The sequence below is a fragment of the Bacillus cihuensis genome, assembly GCF_000504145.1.
Taxonomy (GTDB): domain Bacteria; phylum Bacillota; class Bacilli; order Bacillales; family DSM-1321; genus Peribacillus; species Peribacillus huizhouensis.
In genome coordinates, this window is the sequence record NZ_KI632495.1 from 1,910,787 (window position 1) to 1,934,752 (window position 23,966).

Consider the following 23,966-nt stretch of genomic DNA (forward strand, 5'->3'; position numbering starts at 1 on the left):
TCACTTTTAGTTTCCTACTTGAAAAAACTCCTGCCACTTAATCACTGTTTGTTTTTCTCTCATTAAATAGACTAATAACGTGAATGAACATAGGATAATGACAATAAGTGTCGGACTAAATGCACGGATATAATGACCGAACACCGTATAAAAAAAGGCGAGTGGGATATTGGTTGTAAAGGAGGCGGAAGTATACGCTCTCCATCCTTTTTTCAATTCCATTAAGCATAGAGATAGCATGTGATAATGGACAAAAGGGATAAGACGAAGTACAGTGATTTGTTTAACATTAAGTTTCCTGTGACCAAACAGTTTATTTTTCATTTTAAACAAGCGTGCCGTCAACTTCGGAACTTTGCGACTAACTCCATAAAAGACAAGACTAGATAACGTGAGACCAATGATCGAATAAATCGTCCCGGCAAGTGGACCGAATAATAACCCTCCCGTCATACAAATGACTGCTACTGGGATAAATAATACTTGCCTTGCCACATGAAATAAAATAAAGATTAATGGCGCAAACATCATCCCTGACTGAATAATACTCACGAGCATAACGAGTTCTTGATTCATAATGGGTGTCCCCCCTCTGCTGCTTCGCCCTGCTCTTTCAAGCATATACGTTTACCCTGCGACATATGACAATTTATCACACAGCTTTAGAAAGCTTCAAAACCAATGGCACTATCTTAAAATCCAGTAAGCAATCATCCACATTTGAATAATCATTAAAATCGGAAATCCCCGTTTAAAAGAAACATGGTTCGTTTTATGGCGGAAATGCTTCATCCCTATGTAACCTCCTGTTGCGCCGCCAAAGAAAGCTAACAACCATAACGTTCGTTCACTGATACGATACTCATGGTTTCGAGCTTTTTTCTTGTCACTCCCCATTGTTGTATATGCTGCCACATTGATTGCCAACAAATAAATGATAAGTAGTGCTATCCCCATTCCAGTTCCCTCCTCTAAAATAAAAGCCACTCTCGAAGTTCGAGAATGGCTGATTTAGATCAAATTGATCTTATTTGTTTAAATGTTGTTTTGCAGCGTCTGCAAATTGAGCAAATGCTTTTTCGTCAGCAACAGCTAGGTCAGCAAGCATTTTGCGGTTTACTTCGATACCAGCAAGCTTAAGACCGTGCATTAAACGGCTGTAAGAAAGACCGTTGATGCGAGCAGCAGCGTTGATACGTGTGATCCATAGTCTACGGAAATCACGTTTTTTGTTACGACGGTCACGGAAAGCATAGTTCCCTGATTTCATAACTTGTTGATTAGCTACTTTGAACAAAATATGTTTTGCGCCATAGTAACCTTTAGCTAATTTTATTACCTTTTTACGACGTTTGCGAGTAACAGTACCGCCTTTTACACGTGGCATGTTATTTCCCTCCTATTTAACTCGATAAATCGAACTTATTTAATGTTGTCTAGCATATGACGAATACGTTTGAAGTCACCTTTACTTACAAGGCTAGCTTTGCGTAGTTTACGTTTAGCTTTAGTAGATTTGTTAGCAAATAAATGGCTTGTGTAAGCGTGAGAACGCTTAAGTTTGCCGGATCCTGTTTTCTTAAAACGCTTTGCAGATCCGCGGTGAGTTTTCATTTTAGGCATAAGGTATTCCTCCTCATTACAGTTACTTTTCGATTTTTGGTGCTAAAACTAAGAACATGCTTCGTCCGTCCATTTTCGGATGCGATTCAATTGTAGCCACTTCTTTGCAAGCTGCAGAGAAACGATCCAATACACGTTGACCAATTTCCTTATGGGTAATTGCGCGCCCTTTAAAACGGATAGAGGCTTTTACTTTATCGCCTTTTTCAAGGAATTTAATTGCATTGCGAAGCTTTGTGTTAAAATCATGTTCATCAATCGTTGGGCTCAGACGAACCTCTTTCAAGTTGATGACTTTTTGATTTTTACGAGCTTCTTTTTCTTTCTTTTGTTGCTCGAAGCGGTGTTTTCCGTAGTCCATAATTCGGGCTACCGGAGGCTTTGCATTCGCAGCAACTAATACTAAATCAAGATTTACACGAGCGGCAATTTCCATCGCTTCGAATTTTGTTTTAATTCCAAGCTGCTCTCCGTTTTGGTCGATAAGTCGAACTTCACGGGCGCGGATGCCCTCATTTACCATCGCGTCTTTACTAATAGTTAGCCACCTCCAAGGATATTTAGCGAATACAATCGTTTGGGCTAAAAGAAAGAATGCACACGTTTTAGTCGATCCTTTCACCCCATGATTTGTACTTGCTTTATTGAACAAACAAAAAAGTGCGGATGCAAAACACCCACACTGATAGACTAAGTAGAATAAATCCAAATAATCAAATCATGACCTACCGACAGCATAATGCGTCAATCAGGTGAGAAGCGGGTGCTTCTTCTTTTACTCAAACAAGTATTCAAATTACCTTAGAAAATATAACATAAACACTGATGATTTGTCAAATGCTTAAATTGTTTTTCAACAACAAAAATTATCTTATCAAATTCCCAATAAGTTTGCAATACATTTCTTTGAAATAATTTTGGAATAAAAGTCCTCTTCCCGCTAGTGGGGTTTATTTACCTTCTCAGCTTTTTTCTTATCTATCGATTCCCACGTAAAGAAAGCAAGCCAAAATAGCATGACTGGAATAATCGCCCACTGCCGATAATCCGGAAGCAACAACAAAATTAACGTTGCAAGGAATGTAGGGCCAAAAAGGGTAGTGAATTTTTTCTTTTGATTCACAAAAAACACATCTCCTTGTAAATCTGATCGTAATCTCCATAGTAGTCCATAAATGGTGGCTACACAAATTATCTGTTTCAATCAGGCCAGAGAGCCGGTACTCATCCAAAGTGAAACTTCAATCAGTCGGGTTTTTACTGCCCGTTAATGCGGGATAAAAGGGTCTGCCCCGCATTACTGTATAGCATACGAGGTCAGACCCTTCTATTTAGCGGTTTATTTCGGCTTTAATAGCTATTACAAAATCTTCGAATGAAACCGTTTCGGATTTTTGTTCACCGTATTTGCGAACGTTTACGCTGCCTTCTTTGGCTTCGTTATCCCCAACAACGAGCATATATGGAATTTTTTGCATTTGGGCTTCACGAATTTTGTAGCCAATTTTCTCATCACGTACATCAAGATTGACGCGAATTCCTGCTGCTTTTAGCTTCGCCTGAATTTCTTTTGCATAATCAAGATGAACATCAGGAGAAACCGGGATGACTTGAGCTTGAACGGGCGCTAACCATGTTGGGAAAGCTCCTTTATATTCTTCGATCAAGAACGCAACAAAGCGTTCCATTGTAGAAACGACACCACGGTGAATAACAACTGGACGATGTTGTTTGCCATCTTCACCGACATAGTTTAAATCAAATCGTTCTGGTAATAAGAAGTCTAATTGAACAGTTGACAATGTTTCATCTTTACCTAATGCAGTACGAACTTGAACATCAAGCTTAGGACCGTAGAACGCCGCTTCGCCTTCTGCTTCGTAATAATTTAGACCAAGATCATCCATCGCTTCTTTCAACATACTTTGTGCTTTTTCCCACATCGCATCGTCATCAAAGTACTTCTCTGTATCTTGTGGATCACGATATGAAAGACGGAAGGAATAATCGTTCAGATTAAAGTCTTTGTACACTTCAAGAATTAAGTTAACGACACGTTTAAATTCATCTTTAATTTGATCAGGACGAACGAAAATATGCGCATCATTTAAAGTCATTCCCCGAACACGTTGCAATCCTGATAGAGCCCCAGACATTTCATAACGGTGCTGTGTACCAAGCTCAGCAATTCGGATCGGAAGTTCGCGATAGCTGTGTATGCTATTTTTATAAATCATCATGTGGTGCGGACAGTTCATCGGACGCAAAACAAGCTGTTCATTATCCATATCCATAACAGGGAACATGTCTTCTTGGTAGTGTTCCCAGTGTCCAGACGTTTTGTATAGATCAACACTACCCATCACCGGAGTGTATACATGATCATACCCAAGACTCGCTTCTTTATCGACAATATATCGTTCGATCACTCGACGGATCGTAGCACCTTTTGGAAGCCATAATGGTAATCCTTGTCCAACCAATTGGTTACTAGTGAAGAGACTCAACTCTTTGCCGATTTTACGGTGATCACGTTCTTTTGCTTCTTCAAGCAAACGCATGTGTTCAGCAAGGTCTTCTTTTTTGAAGAAAGCTGTTCCGTAAATACGTTGAAGCATTTTGTTGTCGCTGTTTCCTCGCCAATAAGCGCCTGCAATACTTAATAATTTGAATTCTTTAATCTTTCCTGTTGACGGTACATGAATTCCTCGGCATAAATCGAAGAAATCACCTTGCTCATAAATGGTTACTTGTTGATCAGCTGGAATAGCATCAATCAACTCCAATTTATACTCGTCACCAATTTCTTTAAAACGTGAAATAGCCTCATCACGACTTACTTCAACGCGAGTGACTTCAAGATTTTCATTAACGATTTTCTTCATTTCTTTTTCAATTAACGGCAAGTCTTCTGGTGTTAATGATTCTTCAAGATCAACATCATAGTAGAATCCACCTTCGATAACTGGACCAACACCGAATTTAGCATTTTTGTATAAACGTTTAATCGCCTGCGCCATTAAGTGAGCTGTACTGTGACGAAGAACTTCTAGCGCTTCCTCACTGTCTTGGGTAATAATCGCAATCGAACCATCTGCTTCAATTGGACGTTTCAAGTCATACATTTCACCATTATATTTGCCTGCGATTGCTTTTTTTCTTAACCCCGGGCTGATGGATGCTGCGATATCATCTGTTGTTGTACCTTTGGCAAACTCCTTCATCGCGCCGTCTGGGAAAGTAATTTTCACTAATTCTGACATACTCGTTCACTCCTTAAGTTTGTTCGTAATCTTGCGTAAAACACAAAAAGCCCGCCCCTGTATAAAAACAGGGACGAGCTTATATATTCATTAACCCGCGGTTCCACCCTTGTTTCACTTTGCTTATTCCCACAAAGTGACACTCGTAGCTTGGTAACGGCAGCTTCCCGGCAGTTAATAGTTGCGTTTACACACGTTCCTAACTGAAGTTTAGAGGTGGTAAGTGTTCTGTTCGTGCTGGGAAGCTCTCAGCTTTGCATTCCCTCTCTGATAACCGAAATATAAGAATACCCATGTCCTCATCATGACTTTTCATTATTATAAATGTAAGTATGTAGGAAATTATATCGGGTTATTCATAGAAAATCAAGGACTGCTAGAAATAAATTCAGGAAGTTTCTTAAGTTTAGCTAAGAGTACTACTGAAGGATTGCACTGGCCGAATAATGGTCCGTTCTTCAAACACACGACGAATCGTTTGAATAAGCCCATCTTCCGCATCATCGGTATAAACATATAATCGTTCTGGTGCAATCGAAATAAGCGGTGCAAGTGCTGTCGAGTCAATATAAATCGGGTACCCTCCCAATAGCCTTCGATCCATCATTCTCGTGAAGTCGTCCTTTTCCAACCTCTGATAAGATTCATCAAAAAAAGCAAAGTTTTCTTGATGCACTAAATGGACCGTTTGTAATTGAGACTGACGTTTATTAAGGAAGTCACGTAGTGTAGCAATAAAATTTTGATAATCTTGTTCAAGTTTATACTCATCAATCGCAAGACCGGCATAATGCTCCAAAGATTCAAAAAAACCCTTTAATCGAAACGTCGCAATCGATTCAAATGAAAAAGATTTCGCTTCGGTTAGTACATCCTGAATAGATTCGGCAATCGCTGCTTTTGCCTCTTTAAATCCAGCACTTGAACCGACCTTCATCTCGCCTTCAACAATCGAAGCGGCAATGTCGAGAATTGCATCCACTTCGTCCTGTTCCTCAAATAAAAACTTCTCGCGAATTGTATGCTCAAGACCATCCCTCACCTTTTCCTCTACTAAAAACGTGTAAAACACATCACTTAATAACCGGTGAACATCATCCAAATGCCGCTCTTCTACCGTAATGATGATTCCTTCTTCCGAAACAAATTGTATATATGAATGCAGTTCTGCCCCTAAAGGGTGGACAGATACGAATTGGAGCCATTTACATGCCTCTGTATCATTTTGAAAATAAATATGTACCAACGATACCCCCCCTATACGAAACGATTTGTTTCTATGTATATGGGATAAGCCCTTTTTTTAGAAGTGAACTGAAAGGAAAAACAGGGGAATTTGCATACAAAACCCGAATGGCATGAAAACACCACTATTATGTAGCACGCTACACCTGCCTCATCACAATGGTGGGCGGTGAGGAGCCGGATTTTGGAGTACTTTCTTCATAAAGTAAGTCTACCTGTAAAGTAGATTGTTTACATTAGTAAGTCAGGAATCCCCGTCTCGATGTCCTCATTCAAAAAAGAGGTCGCCCCAAAAGATGACCTAAAGTTCTATACCCGTTCTTTCCCACATTAACATGCAATAAAACCCACTGATTGAAGTTTCACTTTATCATGCATGTATACGTCAAATAAACGATAGATAGAAGATTTTAGGTCTAACTCTTTTGTATAGGACAACCTCTTACACGAAATCAATGTCTTCTGTTTTTACCTTTTAATAAAAATGGTTCTGCTAAATATTTAATTCGTTCCATGACCCTAGCTGCTTTGACTTCTTCCTTCTCACCACGTTGTGAGAACGTAAGATGTGTCTGCATCTCCACAAAGTTAAAGTTAGATGTAAAAAAGGTCGGCAAGTTCTCGAGCATTCTAAATTGCAAAATAGGACCGATTACCTCATCTCTTCCCCAGCTTGTCATGGACTCGGAGCCAATATCATCAAACATAAGGACTGGCGCTTTTTTGGCCATGTCGATCTTGTCATTAAACGTATTGTCCGTAAATGATCCTTTCAATTCTCTTAGAAAATCTGGAACATAAATAAGTAATGAAGAAATCTCCTTCTTAGCGAGTTCATTTGCAATCGCACCAAGAAGATACGTTTTTCCAACTCCGAATTCTCCGTACAAATACAAGCTTTTCTGCTTCTCCCCCGGCTTATAATCCATAATAAAAGCCATCGCTTTTTCCACTGCATCAATTCTATTCTCAGAAGCATCGCTACGATAAAAATCTTCCATTGTTGCCGCAAGAATATCTTTCGGTACATAGAAGCTTTGAATCAGCTTCTCTAGTTTCCTTTTTTTATCATCCATGACCTTACGCGGACAATCCTCATAATTCAAATCAATCATATTTCGCCGAATAACAAGCTTCGGATGGAAACCTTGCAATAAATTTACACACTCGCCTAAGCTTGGGCACTTTTGACACTGCTTACTTTGGGAGGTAAACTCATACAGTTTCATCAAGCTCTTATCTAGCATTTCCTCGGTAATCTGCGAGCTGTTTTCATTCAAAAATAGACGGATCTGCTCATCATTAAGCACTTCTTTTTTCAAGTCTTCATATTGCTTTCGAAATTTATTAGTATTGGTTACCTTGTTAAAGGCATTGTTAATCCGTTCCATGCGTACCTCACCCCCTGTCTTTCAAAATTCCTAATGACTCTTCAATCTTGCGTAGTCGTTCCGCCGATTGCTCATTCAATTTAGTGGTTGTCTTTCCTTCTTTTTCACTGTCTTTCTCTTTATTCAACCACTCAGGCACAACTTCCGTTCGAACCGCTTTTCTTGTTGCTGTTTTGCCTTCTTTTTTCGTTTTGGCCCATTCTTGGTATTGACGATGTTCATTTTTAGCAAGTTCCATCGCCGCCTTGACGGTTATCACATTTTTCCTTGTCCAATGTGAAGCAATTTTTTCCATATAGGCTTTCGTTAGCTTCATATCGGTCTTTAGCATCACATATTCAATTAAGACATTTACAACACCAGGGTTTAATTTTTGATTAAAAAGAATTCCCTCAATAATTTGCAAATCAGCCTTTGTCGGTTCTGCCCCACCAGAAAGCTGCCTGAGTCGCTCTCTTGGTGAAATCATTTCAAGATGTCTTATATATTCTTCTTCCTTTGTTTTCGGCTCACTTGATTGAGTTCGATCCCGTTCAGGCTGTATGCGGTCCATTAAAGTTGGCAATTGATTTTGCGACTCGATTTGATACCAATCACGCGCAGATTTCCGCAATGTTTCAATATCAATTTCATTGTTGATATCAGCAGCACTAATGACGAGTTTTTGCATATCTAATACATCAATCCCATATAGAAACGATAGCTTGGCAATCGTATCTTGAACATTGGGCGTGAAAGCTTTACGGGTGATTTGAGATGGTTTTACCCCAGAATACAATAAATCGAAATTAAAGTCTTCTTTAAAACCTTCAAGTTCTTTGCCATCCTGTCGACCTATAAAACGCTTCTCTTGTTCAAGATTTAATTCTTCTTCTCCTTCATCTGACACATACAGAGATGTCTGTTGATCGGACGCAAAAATATCGGTAAAGCTCTTCGTTACTTGTACATATTCATTGGTTGGTATCGCGCCATCACTAAAGAAATTTTTCAAACGATTGAAATGGACCTTGCCAATTTTTTTAAACAAATATACATTCAACATCCCATCATTGAAAAATTGCTTCGGTGTTAAAGGCGGATTCAACTCATAGATAAATTGTTTTCCTTCTTCTGTTTTTTTGCGGTATACATTCAAAAGACCGATACCTTCTAATTTATTTCTTGCCGCATAAATTTCGTTTAAATTCAAGCCCATTGTGTTCATTAAGTTGTAATGCAAGGAAGATTGGGACCAAAGTCGATTTTCTTCCAATTCACTACACAATGTCATATATAAACTAGTGCAGATCGGACCGATAAGCGGTTGATACAGCAACGTCATTACTTTACGATCATAATCGTGAAGCAACCCTGTCGATGAAACGGTATATCGATCAACAGGAAGTAATTCCTGCCAAGTGTTAGACATCTTCCTTCAGACCTTTCTTAAAAAAACCTTTATAGCATTAACAGTCCACCAATTACCATGAAGGATAAATCATGTAGCACGCTACAATCGCCTCATTACAATAGCGGCGGTACGGAACCATTTTTCGAGGGCCAATTAGTAGGTCACGAAGCCCCGTTCTCATACCCTTCATAACCCAAAAGTTAATATACTCAGTTTATACTGCGTACAATAGATATCAAATCTTATAAAAAGGCTGTTTCCACATACTTTGTTGCTTTTCAATCATTTTTACGCTAATAACCCGGGTTGATTTCCGTTGTAGAGGCGGTCTCAGAAGCCTCCTCAGTGCTTTGCACTTGCGGGGTCTCCCTCAACACGCTTTGCCCGCAGAAGTCTCGCACCTGTAACGAAGATCAACATCTGTTCGAATTGGTTTCTTGCTAAAAACAACAATCTTTACGAAAAGAGCCTATAAAAAAACGGATGTATGTTGAATGAATGTGCTCAGTTTTTGATGGAATACAGAATAGTAATGTACCATTCTGTTGCATAAATCACAATACTAGATCGTCCATACAGCACTCGCATTTCTATACCTGAAGTACCCACTACTGTTGTGAGGGTCACTTTATCCCGCATTAACGGGCAGTCCCCCCCACCTCAAAATCGAAGAAGCGTAGGTGGGGGATAACTGCCTAATCTAGTTGCGTCTTCTAGCCCTACTTAAGGTCCAAACTACGCCACGCCGTGTTCCATCATATGCTTGTGACTATCACAGGACGTATGCGATCTTAGGTGACGTTCCCACATCAGTCGCCTCGCTTTTTGACGCAAAAGCCCGATTGGTGAGATACAGTGAAACTCGCCTTTTTGGTTTTCAAAAGTATAGTTGAGGCCCACAGGCTGTGGGTACTCAGAAGAAGACATGAGCACGCGGCGTACTTAGTCTGAGTTCGTTGAATCGATTCGTACTGTCGATTGATCGAAGCAGTAGCGAAGATCATAGCGACAGTAGAAAGGGATTCAGAAGAAACCCCCTATTGATATAAGGTTCACTTTATATCGATAGTGAAAAAAGAGCCAAAGTTAATAGCCCTTTAGCTCTGATTCCGCTCTTTATCTATTAAGTCTTTTAACTCATCAATAAATACATTGATGTCTTTGAATTGGCGATACACAGAAGCAAAGCGGACATAGGCCACTTCATCAACAGTCGCAAGCTTATTCATGACCATTTCACCAACTAAATCACTTTTCACTTCAGAAGCGGCTTCATTTCTTAGTTCCTTTTCAATCGTGCTCGTAATGTCTTCTAATTCTTTGAGCGGTACAGGGCGTTTCTCACAAGCCCTAATTAAACCACGAAGAATTTTGTCAGGACTGAATTCTTCACGCGTACCGTCTTTCTTCACAACGATGAGCGGAGTTTCCTCCACTTTTTCGAATGTTGTAAACCGATAGCTACATTTCTCACATTCACGTCTGCGGCGAATCGAACGGCTTTCATCGACTGGTCGGGAGTCAAGCACTCTAGTCCCATTATATTGGCATGATGGACATTTCACAGTTAATCAGCTCCGTATTATGTAATATTCCCGATAAAGTGAAACCATTCCCACTGAGGGTCAGCCCACCATTCAGCGATTTACAGGCTGTTTATCCCCAACCTATTTTTGTTGATTCTCTCACAAGTATTACTGCTGGAAAAAATCGGGATAAAAACGTCGTTTCCCAAAATTATGTTTCATCCCACATTAGCAGGCAGCGAGACACCCAGTAATAGATGTACTCACTTTTTAATATATCCATCTTATATAAAACTCCCTACTAGCACAAGAGTATTCGTTCAAACTCATGTCCCACTATTTGGTACGAATGGAAGGAAGCTTTTGATCAAGAGTTTCATACGCAGCAAGGATTTGTTTTTTTAATAACTTATTAATTCCAATCGGAGACCATTTTTCTGTGGATACAGTAAAATCAACAGCAGTTTCTAGAGGCCTAACGGTAATAATCGTAATGATGATGTCCAAAGCCGGTGATTGTTTGGAATGGACAAAAATCTCCCCGTGCTCTTTTGAAACCGACTTGATCTCATATTGTTGCTTATTGCCAAAAATCTCTTCAATAACACGTATTGTCTGTTCAAAATTACTTTTATAATAACGAGTTTTCAGTTCTGCATCATGATGATGTTCACTTGATTCACATTGCTGACTAAATCGATTCGTAAACGTTTTCAACCAACCCATACTCTAAATCATCCTCATATCTCTTTTTACCTTATATTATACACGACTTAACAGTAAAACTCATTGAAAACTAATACCTCATCTGAACAAATACACAAACTTCTTTAATAAAACAAATTATCATATAATCAAAAAAGAGATGCATCATTTGCACCTCTTGTACTAGCCAAAATTATATAGCACTTACTTCACTTTTTTTCACTGAAACAGGACCCATACCTCGCGGAAGCTCCATGTTTTCGCGAATTTCTGCATTCAACGCGTCTGCAATATAATTAGCAGCAACATTCGGATTTAAATCTCCGCATGTATACACATCAATGCTAGCATATCCGTGTTCCGGAAAACTATGAATAGTTAAGTGTGACTCAGATATAATGACAACCCCGCTAACTCCCTGCGGTGCGAATTTATGAAACGCTACCTCACGTACCTCAGCACCTGATTTTAACGCAGCATCCACAAAAACTCTTTCAATATAATCCATATCATTTAGTTTTTCAAAGTCACAGCCCCAAAGCTCAGAAATTACATGTCTACCCATTGTTTCCATCTACTATTCCCCCTTTACATGATTAAGAATTCTGTAGAATACTATTCTACCAATAACTACCACGGGGGAAAGTTAGTCCAAAGAGGTCCTAACCCTTTAAGTAGCCATTATGGACTCTTATTCAAGAAGTTCACGATTGTTAGTATACTTTGTTTCAAAAAATTTTGCAACAGCGTTTTTTTATTTTATTTAAAAATTTAAATTACGTGAAGGCTTATATGCCATTCTTTCTAACAATATTAAACTTCAAATTTTCAAAAATAAAAAAGTGCCTTCATAATTTGAGGGCACTGAAAAGTCCGTTCAAACGAATAGCCTACTGCATTTAGCATTTTCTCTATTTCATTATTTATACTAGACTGTTTTCGTCTACTTTGTGAAAATAAATTATATTTACACTACTATCCTGGGTTGATTTCCGTTACAGATACTCGCTTTCCACGGGCGGTCTCAGGAGCCTCGTATATTAACTACAATCAACACTTGCTAAAAACTACAGTCTTTACGAAAGGAAGTTTTCACATACTTTGTTGCTTTTCAATCGTTTTTACACTAATAACCCGGGGTGATTTCCGTTGCAGGTCCTCGCTTTCCGCGGGCGGTCTCAGAAGCCTCCTCAGTGCTTTGCACTTGCGTGGTCTCCCTCAACACGCTTTTCCCGCAGGAGTCTCGCACCTGTAACGAAGATCAACATCTGTTCGAATTGGTTTCTTGCTAAAAACAACAATCTTTACGAAAAGAGCCGTAGACAAAAATCTACTTATCCTTCATTTAACTATGCACCATCACTTTTGAAAGGCTTTTCATTTTTGTACCTACTAATTTCACAAGGTCTACGACACGTTTCGAATATCCCCATTCGTTGTCATACCATGCTAGTACTTTAATTTTTCGTTGACCAATAACCATCGTTGATAAACCATCAATCGTTGCCGATTGTGGACTTGTATTAAAATCTATCGATACAAGTGGCTCCATTGAAATTTCTAAAATCCCTGCAAAAGCACCTTCTGAAGCTTTACGGAAGGCATCATTTACTTCTTCCACAGTTACATCACATCGAACGTCTACAACAAGGTCTACAAGCGACACGTTCGGCGTTGGTACCCGGAGCGCCATACCATGTATTTTCCCAGTTAATTGCGGTAACACGAGCGATAATGCCTTTGCCGCTCCAGTGCTTGTTGGAATAATACTTTGTCCACAAGCGCGAGCTCGTCTTAAATCCTTATGTGGATTATCGAGATTCTTTTGATCATTTGTGTAGGCATGGACCGTTGTCATCAACCCATTTTCAATACCGAACTGTTCATCCAAAATTTTCGCAACAGGTGCAAGACAATTGGTCGTACAAGATGCATTTGATATAACAAAATGATGATTAACATCAAGTATATCTTCATTAACACCCATGACGATCGTGACGTCTTCATTTTTCCCTGGGGCTGTTAAGACAACTTTTTTTGCACCTGCTTCAATATGAAGAGCTGCTTTCTCACGGTGATTAAATTTCCCAGTTGCCTCAATCACGATATCAACATCTAATTCTTTCCACGGAAGCAGCTTCGGATCACGATTATTGAGCAATTGAACTCGACGACCATTTACAATAATGGCATCCTGCTCTGCAAAAACATCCCCTTCGAATTTCCCATGAATTGTATCATATTTAATTAAATGTGCTAACGTTTCAGCTGGATAACTTGCATTAATTGCTGTTACAACGAGATCATTATCTACAATAGCCTGACGAAAAACCATTCTCCCTATTCTTCCAAAACCGTTAATCGCGATTCTTGTGCTCATAATTTCAAACCCCCTTGAATTAATGTTATACTTTTTATCATAATTTTAAAATTAGTATAACATATTTAAATTGAAAGCGTTAATAAAATACAAGATTCTCTAATATTTTTTTCCTCATCATCAAAAATCATATTTCACCAGCTAAGGGCTATACTATATTAGTCATCTTCTCATTCCTTATTCTGATGAATAATTACCCGCCAAAACCCAAAAATCATCTTAAAATTGGATTTTATTCAAAAAAAAGAAGCTTATTTTAAGCTTCTATAACTTCCCACTCAACCAAAACTTGCTTTACTTGTTTCTGTGCTTCTAGAAGTGATCCATTATTATTAATTACGACATCAGCCAGTTCTTTCTTTTCAGCTAACGGCATTTGCGAATCAATTCTAGCTTTAGCGTCTGCCTCGCTTAAACCATTGCGTTTCATTAAACGTTCGAGTTGGATCTGCTCATCCACATAGATTAAAATCGTTTTATCTACCATATGTGTTAAATTACTTTCAAACAAAAGAGGAATATCCATGAATATGACCTGCTCCCCTAAATCAAACGCCGTTTCTTTTTGCTTTAGCATTCTTTTTCTTACAGCTGGGTGAACAATGTTATTAAGCTGCAATCTCTTCTTTTCGTCATGAAAAATAATACCGCCAAGTTTCGCGCGATCTATTGAAGTATCTGGTAGAAGTAGCTCGTTGCCAAATACCTGGATAATTTCTTGATAAGCATCTTGCCCCGGTTCGACCACTTCTCTTGCCGCAATGTCTGCATCAATAATTGTAAAACCTAGCTCTTCCTGAATAAATTGGCTAATACTGCTTTTGCCACTTGCAATACCGCCCGTAATTCCAATTACCTGTCGCATGCCCAACCCCTATTTCTACAATATTAATTTACAAAGACCAATAATAATTAATAAGACTCCTGGTAAGTAGGATAAATGCTGCATAACTTTATTTGACGATAGTAATTTACCACTTTGCAAGCCGCTCCATAAAAATAAAGAACTCATTAATGCGATGCAAATCGAAAGAATGAATGGAGAAACGCCAAGCATTGCCGCGCCAATACCCGCCCCAAATGCATCAAGAGAGAGGGCAAAACCTAAGACTATTGCTTCTACACCTGTAATCGTACCTGATTTATCAAAATCGGCATTCATCGGTTTTTGTAAAATATTAATCGCTACTCCTAGTGATTTGATTTCAAAATTAAAAAGTATTTTCTCAGTATCAATTGTTTGCTCTTCTTCTACCCGCCTTTTTGAACGAAAATACTGAAATAAAATCCAACTTCCAAGTAGGACTAAGATGATCCCACCCGTTTTAGCTGCTGCTTCTACAGAGATAAACCTCATAATAAAATCACCAATAATCATCGCCATGCCGACGCTTAATGCTGAACAACTCGCTATAACGGCAATGGATTTAAACGGAATGCTCATTTTCCTCATACCAAAGGTCATACCAACACCAAAACCATCCATGCTTACCGCAAAGGCAAGAATTATTAATTGTAGCCACATCGAAACGTATGCCCCTTCCATTCAAGTTGCTAGGATAGTATATGGATGGGGCATATCCGATGTGTGTTTACCTAGATAAATTAATTCGAACGAAGCGGCTGGCATGTAGGACAAATATGAGTACCTCTGCCACCTACTTTATATTTTTCAAGCGTGGTATTACATCGTTTGCACGCTTTTCCTTTTCGATCGTACACGAATAAATCAAGCTGAAACATGCCGATTTGACCTTGTGAATTAATGTACGAACGAATCGTACTCCCGCCTTTATTAACAGCCTCTGATAAAGTAGCAATAATTTCGTGATGCAGACGAGCTATTTCTTCTTCTGATAATGATGAAGCAATTCGCTCCGGATGAATTCCTGCGCGGAATAATGACTCGTCCACGTATATATTGCCAATGCCAACTACAACGGTTTGATCTAGTAAAACCATTTTGATTTTACGATTCGTTTTTCGAAGCTTTTCGGTAAGTCCATCGATCGTGAATTCACGAGACAACGGTTCTGGACCTAATTGTACAAGTGGAAGTTGATTCATTTCCTCGCCTTTTGCAAACAAATGCATCGTGCCGAATTTCCGAACATCCTGATAGCGAAGTTCCGTGCCATCCGTGAAGGTAAAAAGCACATGTGTATGTTTATCATATGGCACTTCTTTCTCGTAGACACCATATTTCCCTTCCATTCTTAAATGAGATACCATCGCATAATCGTCAAGCTGAAAAATAAGAAATTTCCCACGACGATGGATCTCATGAATCGTTTGTCCTTGAAGTGCATCTGTAAATTGCTCGACTTGCTCGGGAGCCTTAATGATTTTCGGCCAAAATACCGACACCTCTCGGATCTCCTTCCCAATGACGAGTGCCTCTAATGTGCGCCTAACCGTTTCAACCTCTGGAAGTTCCGGCATCACTTCTCCCCCTTTTCAATTGTTTGGTCGCTAAACCAATTTAGCTTTTTCATAGGAAATAACGAACTTAGTTGACACGACTTATAGCAACCACTTCCGCTTTTCTTATTATTTCGCATCAAACCATGTCGGACCATAAGAGTAGTCTACTTTTAACGGAACATTCAGCTCAATCGCACGTTCCATTTCTTCTGGGACAATCTTCATTAGGATATCAATTTCTTCAGGCGGCGCTTCGAAGATTAGTTCATCGTGTACTTGTAGCAGCATGTTTGTTTTTAGATTTTCCTGTTCAATTCGTTCCGCCATATTAATCATCGCAAGCTTAATAATATCAGCAGCGCTCCCTTGAATCGGCGTATTCATTGCCGTCCGTTCTGCAAAGCTTCTTATATTAAAGTTTTTGCTCGTAATTTCTGGAATGTAGCGACGGCGGTTTAAAAGCGTATTAACATACCCTTTTTGATTCGCTTCAAATATGCTTTCATGCATATATTCCTGCACCCCTGGAAAACTCTTTAAATACTTCTCAATAAACACTCCCGCTTCTTTTCGGGTAATCCCTAGGCTTTGAGACAAACCATAGTCACTAATTCCATAAACGATACCAAAATTAACGGCTTTTGCTTGACGACGCATATTTGAAGTTACATCATCTTTTCCAACATGAAACACATCCATAGCAGTTTTCGTATGAATATCCATATCAGAACGGAACGCTTCGATCATCGCTTGATCATTGGCAATATGCGCAAGTACCCGCAATTCAATCTGCGAATAATCAGCGGCAAAAATAAGCCAGTCTTTTTTTGAAGGAATAAACGCTTGTCTAATTTTCCTACCCTCTTCTAATCGAATCGGGATATTTTGTAAATTAGGATCTGTTGAGCTTAGTCTCCCTGTTTGGGTTAATGCTTGATTGAATCTTGTATGAACTTTGTCGAGCTCTGAAAAACCGACTACCTTTAACAAACCTTCAACATAGGTTGATTGTAACTTAGCAAGCTGACGGTAATGTAAAATTTCACGAACGATTTCATGCTTGTTTTCCAGTTTTTCCAAAACATCCGCTGAAGTTGAATAACCCGTTTTCGTTTTCTTCATCACTGGCAATTGCAGCTTTTCAAATAAGATTACGCCAAGCTGTTTAGGCGAATTAATATTGAAAGCCTCACCAGCTAAACTAAAAATCTTTCCCTCAATAGCTTGTAAACGTTGTGACAACTCTTGTCCCATATCCTTTAGGCGTTTGACATCGACCTTGATCCCTTGTAATTCCATCTTGGCAAGAATGATTGAGAGCGGCAATTCTAAATCAGTTAACAAGGCATCTTGCTCGTTTTCCTCAAGGTCGGCAATCATTTCATCCTTTAATGTCAAAATTGACCTTGCTTTCCGCCCGATAAAATCAGCCAAGGCATCTTGGTTAGGGATCGAACGTTTTGCCCCTTTCCCATAAAAAACTTCATCAGACAAAAGCATGGGGCGCTTTTGAACTTTTGCAATAGCTGCAACATCTTCAACCGATTCTTGGGGGTTAAGTACATAACTTGCTAAATATAAATCAAAATCAATTCCTTTTAATTCAATCCCTCTTCTACTTAGCGAAACAATCGAGCGTTTTGCATCATGAACGAATTTCTTATACGATTCATTTTCGGCCCAGCTTTTAAAAATTTCTGAGTGGGTGACCGCATCACCATGTATATAAAAATTTCCCTTTTCATTCGCAAGACTAATACCGATAATATCTCCACGATGATAATTATCATCGAGAATTTCGATATATAGAGCTGTTTCAGCAGTCAACATTTCTTCTTTAATCTCTGTGATCAACTCTATATCCATTTCTTCTTGAACAATCTCTTCACCAGGATCTATAACATCTAATTTTTCAAGCAATGTATTAAATCCGAGCTCTTTATAAATCGTCACGATTTTTTCCTCGTTCATGCCATTGAAAATTGTATCGTTTAATTGGATTTCAATTGGGGCTTCACGAGTAATAGTAGCAAGCTCCTTACTTAAAACAGCAAGCTCTTTATGGTCTTCAATTTTTTCTTTTAGTTTCTTCCCACTAACCTCATCAATCGATTCCAGCAGATTTTCAACTGTTTGAAATTGATGAAGCAATTTTAGCGCCGTTTTTTCGCCAACACCAGGAATTCCAGGTATGTTATCAGAAGCGTCTCCCATTAACCCTTTCATATCAATAATCTGAGCAGGTGTAAGGCCATATTTTTCTTGAATATGCGCCGGCGTGTATTCTTCAATATCGGTAATGCCCTTTTTCGTAATGCCGACCGTTGTGGCTGACGAAGATAATTGAGTTAAATCTTTATCTCCAGAGATAATCTTAATTTCGTAGTTTTCTTTTTCAGCAAAAAGTGATAATGTACCGATTATATCGTCCGCTTCATAATTCGGAAGCTCATAACGTGATATTCCATATGCGTCGAGAAGCTCTCGAATAAACGGAAATTGCTCAGACAACTCGGGTGGCGTTTTCTGGCGCCCACCTTTATATTCTTTATAAGATGCGTGGCGGAAAGTCGTTTTCCCAGCATCAAATGCTACAAGTACATGCGTTGGCTTTTCTTCCTCCAAAATCTTATTTAACATCATCGTAAATCCATAGATTGCATTCGTATGGACCCCTTTATCATTATTCAGCAGCGGCAAGGCAAAAAAAGCACGATACGCAATACTGTTTCCATCAATAAGCACTAATTTATTACTCAAGCTCGTATCCTCCTTTTTTCAAAAATATTGGATTTATAAACAGTTTATCGTATATTTTCTTGTTTTTTGTATGAAGGACATGGGAAGGGGCTTCGCAAAGTTAGCTCCGTACCACCACCACCTTCATGAGGTGATATCATTTTAGTACCTGAACCTTTTTCATCCTTCGAGCTATAGAACAGTCTCTCATGGATGTTTTTTATCAAAAAAAACGTTCATTCCATCTCTATATTCTACCACGAGTAGATATAGAAAGAGAAATGAACGGGTTACTGCGGAAATTCATTATTTAGTGTTTCCCATTAACAGACTTGCGTATGGAGAATTCGCCGGTAGAATAATAACCGTTTCATCACCAATCGTTTTCTTATACGATTCAAGTGTTCGATATAAGCTGTAAAATTCAGGATCTTTAGAAAAAGCAGCATTATATACTTTCGCAGCTTCTGCTTCCCCTTCGGCGCGAATGATTTCACCTTCTGCCTTTGCAGTTGCCAAAAGTTCAGTAACCTTTCTGTCTGTCTCGGCCATAATACGATTCTTATCTGCGTCACCTTTTGAAAGATACTGTTGTGCGGTTGATTCACGTTCTGAAATCATCCGTTTGAACACAGATGCTTCGTTCTCCGCTGGCAAATCTGTTCGTTTAATCCGAACATCTGTCACTACAATGCCATAATTCGAGTCTTCAAGAAGCTCATTTACTTTGTCCGTCATCCGATCATTCAAACTTCCTCTACTGGACTTTTCATCATTGATAATCTCATCGTAATTCAATTGCCCAAGTTCGGTACGGACTACTGAATATATGAATTCTTCCATTCTCGCTTCAGCGCTTTCGATCGTTCTCGCATTCGTAATCATTTTCTTCGGATCTTCAATTCTCCAAACCGCATAATTATCGATCATAATTCGCTTTTTATCTCTTGTATTAATCTCTGCTTCCGAGACGTCATAGCCCATTTGATACTTCGGCAACGTTGTAACGCTTTGGATAAACGGGATCTTGATCTTTAAACCAGGAGTCTTATCAATGCGAACCACTTCTCCGAATTGGCGAACGACTCGATATTCCCCTTCCTTTACAATAAACACGTTACTGATTAAAATACCAAATAATAGAAGCAAAATCACGAAGAAAATCCCGACTTTCACATACCCTCTCCACGGTCCAAAGTCTTTGCGACTATTTATTTCGACTACTTTATCACTCATTCCGTTCCCTCACTTTCAGCTGGTGCTTTAGGCTGTTCTTTTTCAAGTGCACGGATCGGGAAGTATTTCATCGTATTCCCGTCATCATTCATAATATATATTTCTGCATTTGGCAGGACTTGCTCAAGTGTCTCAATCACTAAACGTTCTCTTGTAATATCTGGGCTGTTTTTATATTCTGCATATAGTTTATTAAAAACCGCTACATCCCCGCGAGCACGCTCGGTTCTGGCAGCTTTTTCTCCTTCCGCTGCAGAATTGATCGCTGCAATTTCCCCTTCTGCTTCATTCATTCTCTGGTTCTCATACTTCTTCGCTTCATTATTCTTTGTATTCATCGTTTCACGTGCATCGGTAACATCTGTAAAGGCTTTTCTGACCTCATCATTTGGAAGCTCTACATCCTGAAGTTTAACAGCAAGGACTGAAATCCCAATATCATATTTTTCAATCAAATGGGAAAGCAATTCTCTGACGTTTGCTTCAATTTCAGCTTTTCCAGACGTTAGCGCATCATCGATTCTCGAATTGCCAATAATGCTACGAAGTGCAGCAGATGTTGAATCATATAGTAGTTCGTTCGGGTTATCTACGTTATATAAATATTTTTGCGGATCGGTTATTTTCCATTGAACGACTAAATCCGCGAGCACAATGTTTTCATCACCGGTAATCATTTTCGTTTCTTTCGGTAAATCTTCCACTACACCATCTTTATCGGTATAGCCGAATTGCAGGCTGAATGTTTCCTTTGATACTTTCTCAACGGTCTGAATCGGCCAAGGCATTTTCACATGTAACCCAGGTTCAGTAATCGTTTCATCCACTTTTCCAAATGTTAAGATCACCGCTTGGTCTGATTCATCAACGGTATACCATGTAGTAATCGCCACAATTCCTAATATGATAATGATTAGAGTCAATCCAGTTGTTATGTAAATCTTTTTTAAACTGACCAACGAAACCCCTCCTTTATTCTCCCTCTTCTTATGTACGATACATATTGGAAAAGGATTCGTTATTTTCGTAATTTTATTACAAATCTCATTGTTTCAAAGCCAAAAAAGACGAGGACATGGGGTTGTCCTCGTCTCATCTGCTCCCTGGATGATGGGGTTTTCTAGTTCATTGTAAACCCCATTTATAAACGGGATGTATTAAAATTGTTAAAATCATGTAAATTCTGATTTCTCCATCAGCGAATATGTTTCTTTAAGAAAACTGTAAACGTCGTTCCTTTCCCAGGGGAGCTTTCGACTGTTATCCTCCCTTTATGAACTTCCAAAATATGTTTTACTATAGCTAAACCTAGCCCCGTTCCCCCAGAGTCCCTACTTCTAGCCTTATCAACTCTGTAAAAACGTTCAAATATTCGCGGCAATTCCTTACTTTCAATTCCGATGCCATTATCCTGAACAGCTACCCGAACATTGTCTGCGTCTTCAGATGCTTCAATCTTTACTTCGCCTTCACTTGATGTATAGTTTAATGCATTCGTAATAAGATTGATAAAAATTTGTTTAATCCGGTTTGCTTCCCCCTCAACCCATAGAGAAGGGCTCTTACTTTCAAGAATTAACGTAATATTCTTTTCTTCCGCTTTGCCACAAAGCATCGCCATCGATTCTTCAAGAATGGTACTAACATTCACAGAGTCAATTTGTAAAACAAAATCTTGCTGCTCAATTTTTGATAGATCCAACAATTCTTGTATAAGCTCTTGAAGTCGATCACTTTCACTTAAAATGATCTTTAGAAAATCATATAAGGCTTGTTCATCCTTTAAAGCACCATCTAGCAACGTCTCTGAAAACCCTTTGATGGAAGTGATAGGCGTTTTCAACTCATGAGACACATTCGCAACGAAGTCTTTCCGCATTTGTTCCAATTTTTTTAATTCGGTAATGTCATGGAAAACAATAATGATACCCTTCCACTCATCATTTTTTACGATGATTGGCGCTCCGTATACTTCAAAATGCTTTCTTTCAATTGACAGCGGAATTAACACTTGGCGTTTGATGCTTTTTTCCGTCATAAAAATTTCTTCAATAATCGCAATAATCTCTGCATATGGAATCACTTCATAATAAACTTTGTACAATAAATCAGTATCTTCCATATTAAACTGCTGCTTATACGCAAGATTTGTCATCGTAATATGCCCTTTATGATCGATTTGCAATACACCACTACCAATATTCTCAATAAGTGTTTCCAAACGATCTTGATGCAAATCTCTGGCAATTTGCATTTCTTGCAGATTTCTCGCCAAAATATTTAATGATTTGCTAAGTATGCCTATTTCATCTGAACTCCGCTCATAGGTTCTTGCACGATAATTTCCTTCCGCAAGCTCAATCGCGGTTGTCGCCGCTGCCTCAATAGGTCGGGAATATCTAGAAGCAATTTTGCTCGCAAACATCGTAATTATGCAAAGTGACGCGATAAGGCTTATTGTCAAAATCCACCATATTTGACTATTTACCTGATCGATGGCTTCTATTTCATTACTTAATACGGCAGCACCCTCAATTGCGCCACCTTTTTGTATCGTTTGATAATAGTACTGAAGGCTCTTAGGTCCTTCGACAATTCCACTCTGCTTGCCACTTTCCAAACGTTTAGCTATACTTCTCACCATGTCTTTGTGACGTTCTGGATGGCTATTACGATTTACATTATCATCATAAAGAATCAGCCCATCATTGTTAATAATTGTTAAATTATCATCATGTAAATTAGCCAAGTCTTTTGTCTTTCCTTGATGAATAAATTCTGAAACTCCCCCGTGTTCCTGAATATAGTTGGCGATAAAACTAGTTTCTCTTTCAATTCTTTCATTGAAAGTATGTACATAATAGTTTTTGAAAACTTGTCCGAGCAGTAACCCCTCTGCCAGAAGGACAATAATAATCAAGCTGATAATGGCCACTAACAGCTTTGTCTTGAATTTGGTCATTCCGGTTTTGGCTCCTCGAGCTTATATCCTAAACCACGTATTGTTTTAATATAGACTGGCTTTCTTGTATCTTCTTCTATTTTTTCTCGAAGATGGCTAATATGCACATCGACAATCCTCGTATCTCCCGCAAAATCGTAATTCCAGACTGCGCTTAGAAGCTGATCTCTCGTTAAGACTCTTCCCTTATGCTGTGCAAGATATAATAACAATTCGAATTCCTTTGGAGTCAACTCCAGTAACCTTCCCTTAAAAAAGGCTTCGTAACGATCATGGTAAATTTCTAATTCATTAAGTTGCAAAACGTCTTCGCGTTCTTCCTTTGGTTCTCCAGATTCCTGACTAATTTGTGATCTTCTGAGAATCGCTTTAATTCTTGCAACCACTTCTCTCGGACTAAATGGCTTGGTCATATAATCATCTGCACCGAGTTCCAACCCCAACACTTTATCAAACTCATCATCTTTCGCTGTCAACATTAAGATTGGCACCATTATTTTTTGCTGGCGCAGTTGCTTACAAACTTCAATCCCATCTAGTTTTGGAAGCATTAAATCAAGGATAATTAACTGTGGTTTTTCAGCAATTGCCCGGTTCAACCCTTCTTCTCCATCTAAAGCAGTAATTACTGAATAACCCGATTGCTCTAAATTGTATTGTAGTAATGTAACAATTGATTTTTCATCATCCACTACGAGAATTTTATTAGACATAGGTTCCTCCCGAAAATAAATTACCCCAAGACTCATTACAAGCCAAATCATCCATTTCCATTATAATTTAAAAACAGGAAAAGAGTAAGAAGAATATAAAGTGAAACTCCAGCAGTGGGAATTTCACTCCTGTTGATGCGGGATAAAATTGAATATAAGTTAAATTTATGAGGAGATTGTGAAGAACTTTTCTTACGCAAATTTGGCAGTACGACCTTCACCTTATATATTATCAGAGAATTTGAAGGGTCAAAGAAGAGATTTGTAAAAGATCCTATAGCCTTATCTAAGCTACAGGCACGTCCTGGTGTTTGCCGGTGTTTGCCGGTGTTTGTAGAATGTTTGATTCTTTATCATGCTTAATAT

22 protein-coding genes and 1 other annotated feature are annotated in these 23,966 nt (G+C 38.8%); all 22 genes read right to left on the reverse strand.

What is annotated here, in order from left to right; all coding sequences use genetic code 11:
- Positions 1-6: 6 nt before the first annotated feature.
- Entirely contained in the window at positions 7-576 is a 570-nt protein-coding gene (locus V179_RS0114950) for a TVP38/TMEM64 family protein (RefSeq protein WP_028392185.1), read from the reverse strand.
- Positions 577-687: 111 nt separating this feature from the next.
- Positions 688-957: a DUF1294 domain-containing protein gene (locus V179_RS0114955; RefSeq protein WP_034301218.1), complete on the reverse strand. Its 270-nt coding sequence runs from the start codon at positions 955-957 to the stop codon at positions 688-690.
- Between the two features lie 70 nt (positions 958-1,027).
- Positions 1,028-1,387, reverse strand: a complete 360-nt coding sequence (rplT, locus tag V179_RS0114960; protein ID WP_028392187.1) for a 50S ribosomal protein L20 — start codon at positions 1,385-1,387, stop codon at positions 1,028-1,030.
- A 35-nt stretch (positions 1,388-1,422) separates the two neighbouring features.
- Complete coding sequence (gene rpmI, locus V179_RS0114965) at positions 1,423-1,623, reverse strand: 50S ribosomal protein L35 (protein WP_028392188.1); 201 nt, start codon at positions 1,621-1,623, stop codon at positions 1,423-1,425.
- Positions 1,624-1,645: 22 nt separating this feature from the next.
- Complete coding sequence (gene infC / locus V179_RS0114970) at positions 1,646-2,146, reverse strand: translation initiation factor IF-3 (RefSeq protein ID WP_028392189.1); 501 nt, start codon at positions 2,144-2,146, stop codon at positions 1,646-1,648.
- A gap of 125 nt (positions 2,147-2,271) precedes the next feature.
- Positions 2,272-2,404, reverse strand: a sequence feature (ribosomal protein L20 leader region).
- Between the two features lie 159 nt (positions 2,405-2,563).
- Positions 2,564-2,746 (reverse strand): hypothetical protein, encoded by a 183-nt coding sequence (locus V179_RS0114975; protein ID WP_028392190.1) that lies wholly within the window; start codon positions 2,744-2,746, stop codon positions 2,564-2,566.
- Between the two features lie 208 nt (positions 2,747-2,954).
- On the reverse strand, positions 2,955-4,886 hold the full coding sequence (thrS, locus tag V179_RS0114980; protein ID WP_028392191.1) for a threonine--tRNA ligase: 1,932 nt from the start codon (positions 4,884-4,886) through the stop codon (positions 2,955-2,957).
- A gap of 406 nt (positions 4,887-5,292) precedes the next feature.
- The gene (ytxC, locus tag V179_RS28035) at positions 5,293-6,132 is read right to left on the reverse strand and encodes a putative sporulation protein YtxC (RefSeq protein WP_051404969.1); all 840 of its coding nucleotides are present in this window, start codon (positions 6,130-6,132) and stop codon (positions 5,293-5,295) included.
- Between the two features lie 451 nt (positions 6,133-6,583).
- Complete coding sequence (gene dnaI / locus V179_RS0114990; protein ID WP_028392192.1) at positions 6,584-7,522, reverse strand: primosomal protein DnaI; 939 nt, start codon at positions 7,520-7,522, stop codon at positions 6,584-6,586.
- A 7-nt stretch (positions 7,523-7,529) separates the two neighbouring features.
- The gene (locus V179_RS0114995) at positions 7,530-8,933 is read right to left on the reverse strand and encodes a replication initiation and membrane attachment family protein (protein WP_028392193.1); all 1,404 of its coding nucleotides are present in this window, start codon (positions 8,931-8,933) and stop codon (positions 7,530-7,532) included.
- A gap of 1,079 nt (positions 8,934-10,012) precedes the next feature.
- The gene (gene nrdR, locus V179_RS0115000; protein WP_028392194.1) at positions 10,013-10,480 is read right to left on the reverse strand and encodes a transcriptional regulator NrdR; all 468 of its coding nucleotides are present in this window, start codon (positions 10,478-10,480) and stop codon (positions 10,013-10,015) included.
- 297 nt (positions 10,481-10,777) lie between these two features.
- Positions 10,778-11,167 carry a hypothetical protein gene (locus V179_RS0115005; RefSeq protein WP_028392195.1) on the reverse strand — a complete coding sequence of 130 codons (390 nt, stop codon included), beginning with the start codon at positions 11,165-11,167 and terminating at the stop codon, positions 10,778-10,780.
- Positions 11,168-11,339: 172 nt separating this feature from the next.
- Positions 11,340-11,720, reverse strand: a complete 381-nt coding sequence (gene speD / locus V179_RS0115010; RefSeq protein ID WP_028392196.1) for an adenosylmethionine decarboxylase — start codon at positions 11,718-11,720, stop codon at positions 11,340-11,342.
- Between the two features lie 771 nt (positions 11,721-12,491).
- Complete coding sequence (locus V179_RS0115015; protein WP_028392197.1) at positions 12,492-13,526, reverse strand: glyceraldehyde-3-phosphate dehydrogenase; 1,035 nt, start codon at positions 13,524-13,526, stop codon at positions 12,492-12,494.
- A 256-nt stretch (positions 13,527-13,782) separates the two neighbouring features.
- Positions 13,783-14,391: a dephospho-CoA kinase gene (coaE, locus tag V179_RS0115020; RefSeq protein ID WP_028392198.1), complete on the reverse strand. Its 609-nt coding sequence runs from the start codon at positions 14,389-14,391 to the stop codon at positions 13,783-13,785.
- Positions 14,392-14,406: 15 nt separating this feature from the next.
- A complete protein-coding gene (gene ytaF / locus V179_RS0115025; RefSeq protein WP_034301224.1) occupies positions 14,407-15,051 on the reverse strand; it encodes a sporulation membrane protein YtaF in 645 nt (214 codons plus the stop codon).
- A gap of 80 nt (positions 15,052-15,131) precedes the next feature.
- Complete coding sequence (mutM, locus tag V179_RS0115030; RefSeq protein ID WP_028392200.1) at positions 15,132-15,968, reverse strand: DNA-formamidopyrimidine glycosylase; 837 nt, start codon at positions 15,966-15,968, stop codon at positions 15,132-15,134.
- A gap of 108 nt (positions 15,969-16,076) precedes the next feature.
- Complete coding sequence (gene polA, locus V179_RS0115035) at positions 16,077-18,710, reverse strand: DNA polymerase I (RefSeq protein WP_028392201.1); 2,634 nt, start codon at positions 18,708-18,710, stop codon at positions 16,077-16,079.
- A 285-nt stretch (positions 18,711-18,995) separates the two neighbouring features.
- Entirely contained in the window at positions 18,996-19,925 is a 930-nt protein-coding gene (gene hflC, locus V179_RS0115040) for a protease modulator HflC (protein WP_028392202.1), read from the reverse strand.
- A complete protein-coding gene (gene hflK / locus V179_RS0115045) occupies positions 19,922-20,884 on the reverse strand; it encodes an FtsH protease activity modulator HflK (protein ID WP_028392203.1) in 963 nt (320 codons plus the stop codon). Before hflK ends, hflC begins: the two co-directional genes overlap by 4 nt.
- Positions 20,885-21,120: 236 nt before the next feature.
- Complete coding sequence (gene pnpS, locus V179_RS0115050; protein ID WP_028392204.1) at positions 21,121-22,887, reverse strand: two-component system histidine kinase PnpS; 1,767 nt, start codon at positions 22,885-22,887, stop codon at positions 21,121-21,123.
- On the reverse strand, positions 22,884-23,600 hold the full coding sequence (locus V179_RS0115055; RefSeq protein WP_028392205.1) for a response regulator transcription factor: 717 nt from the start codon (positions 23,598-23,600) through the stop codon (positions 22,884-22,886). Before V179_RS0115055 ends, pnpS begins: the two co-directional genes overlap by 4 nt.
- Positions 23,601-23,966: the final 366 nt, after the last annotated feature.

Excerpts from the sequence above, each read along its gene's own strand:
- V179_RS0115055 (WP_028392205.1), bottom strand. The coding sequence starts at position 23,600 with ATGTCTAATAAAATTCTCGTAGTGGATGATGAAAAATCAATTGTTACA.
- V179_RS0114995 (WP_028392193.1), bottom strand. The coding sequence starts at position 8,933 with ATGTCTAACACTTGGCAGGAATTACTTCCTGTTGATCGATATACCGTT.
- V179_RS0115005 (WP_028392195.1), bottom strand. The coding sequence starts at position 11,167 with ATGGGTTGGTTGAAAACGTTTACGAATCGATTTAGTCAGCAATGTGAA.
- hflC (WP_028392202.1), bottom strand. The coding sequence starts at position 19,925 with ATGAGTGATAAAGTAGTCGAAATAAATAGTCGCAAAGACTTTGGACCG.
- ytaF (WP_034301224.1), bottom strand. The coding sequence starts at position 15,051 with ATGTGGCTACAATTAATAATTCTTGCCTTTGCGGTAAGCATGGATGGT.
- V179_RS0114955 (WP_034301218.1), bottom strand. The coding sequence starts at position 957 with ATGGGGATAGCACTACTTATCATTTATTTGTTGGCAATCAATGTGGCA.
- speD (WP_028392196.1), bottom strand. The coding sequence starts at position 11,720 with ATGGAAACAATGGGTAGACATGTAATTTCTGAGCTTTGGGGCTGTGAC.
- coaE (WP_028392198.1), bottom strand. The coding sequence starts at position 14,391 with ATGCGACAGGTAATTGGAATTACGGGCGGTATTGCAAGTGGCAAAAGC.
- dnaI (WP_028392192.1), bottom strand. The coding sequence starts at position 7,522 with ATGGAACGGATTAACAATGCCTTTAACAAGGTAACCAATACTAATAAA.
- rpmI (WP_028392188.1), bottom strand. The coding sequence starts at position 1,623 with ATGCCTAAAATGAAAACTCACCGCGGATCTGCAAAGCGTTTTAAGAAA.
- rplT (WP_028392187.1), bottom strand. The coding sequence starts at position 1,387 with ATGCCACGTGTAAAAGGCGGTACTGTTACTCGCAAACGTCGTAAAAAG.
- V179_RS0115015 (WP_028392197.1), bottom strand. The coding sequence starts at position 13,526 with ATGAGCACAAGAATCGCGATTAACGGTTTTGGAAGAATAGGGAGAATG.
- V179_RS0114950 (WP_028392185.1), bottom strand. The coding sequence starts at position 576 with ATGAATCAAGAACTCGTTATGCTCGTGAGTATTATTCAGTCAGGGATG.
- pnpS (WP_028392204.1), bottom strand. The coding sequence starts at position 22,887 with ATGACCAAATTCAAGACAAAGCTGTTAGTGGCCATTATCAGCTTGATT.
- infC (WP_028392189.1), bottom strand. The coding sequence starts at position 2,146 with ATGGTAAATGAGGGCATCCGCGCCCGTGAAGTTCGACTTATCGACCAA.
- mutM (WP_028392200.1), bottom strand. The coding sequence starts at position 15,968 with ATGCCGGAACTTCCAGAGGTTGAAACGGTTAGGCGCACATTAGAGGCA.
- thrS (WP_028392191.1), bottom strand. The coding sequence starts at position 4,886 with ATGTCAGAATTAGTGAAAATTACTTTCCCAGACGGCGCGATGAAGGAG.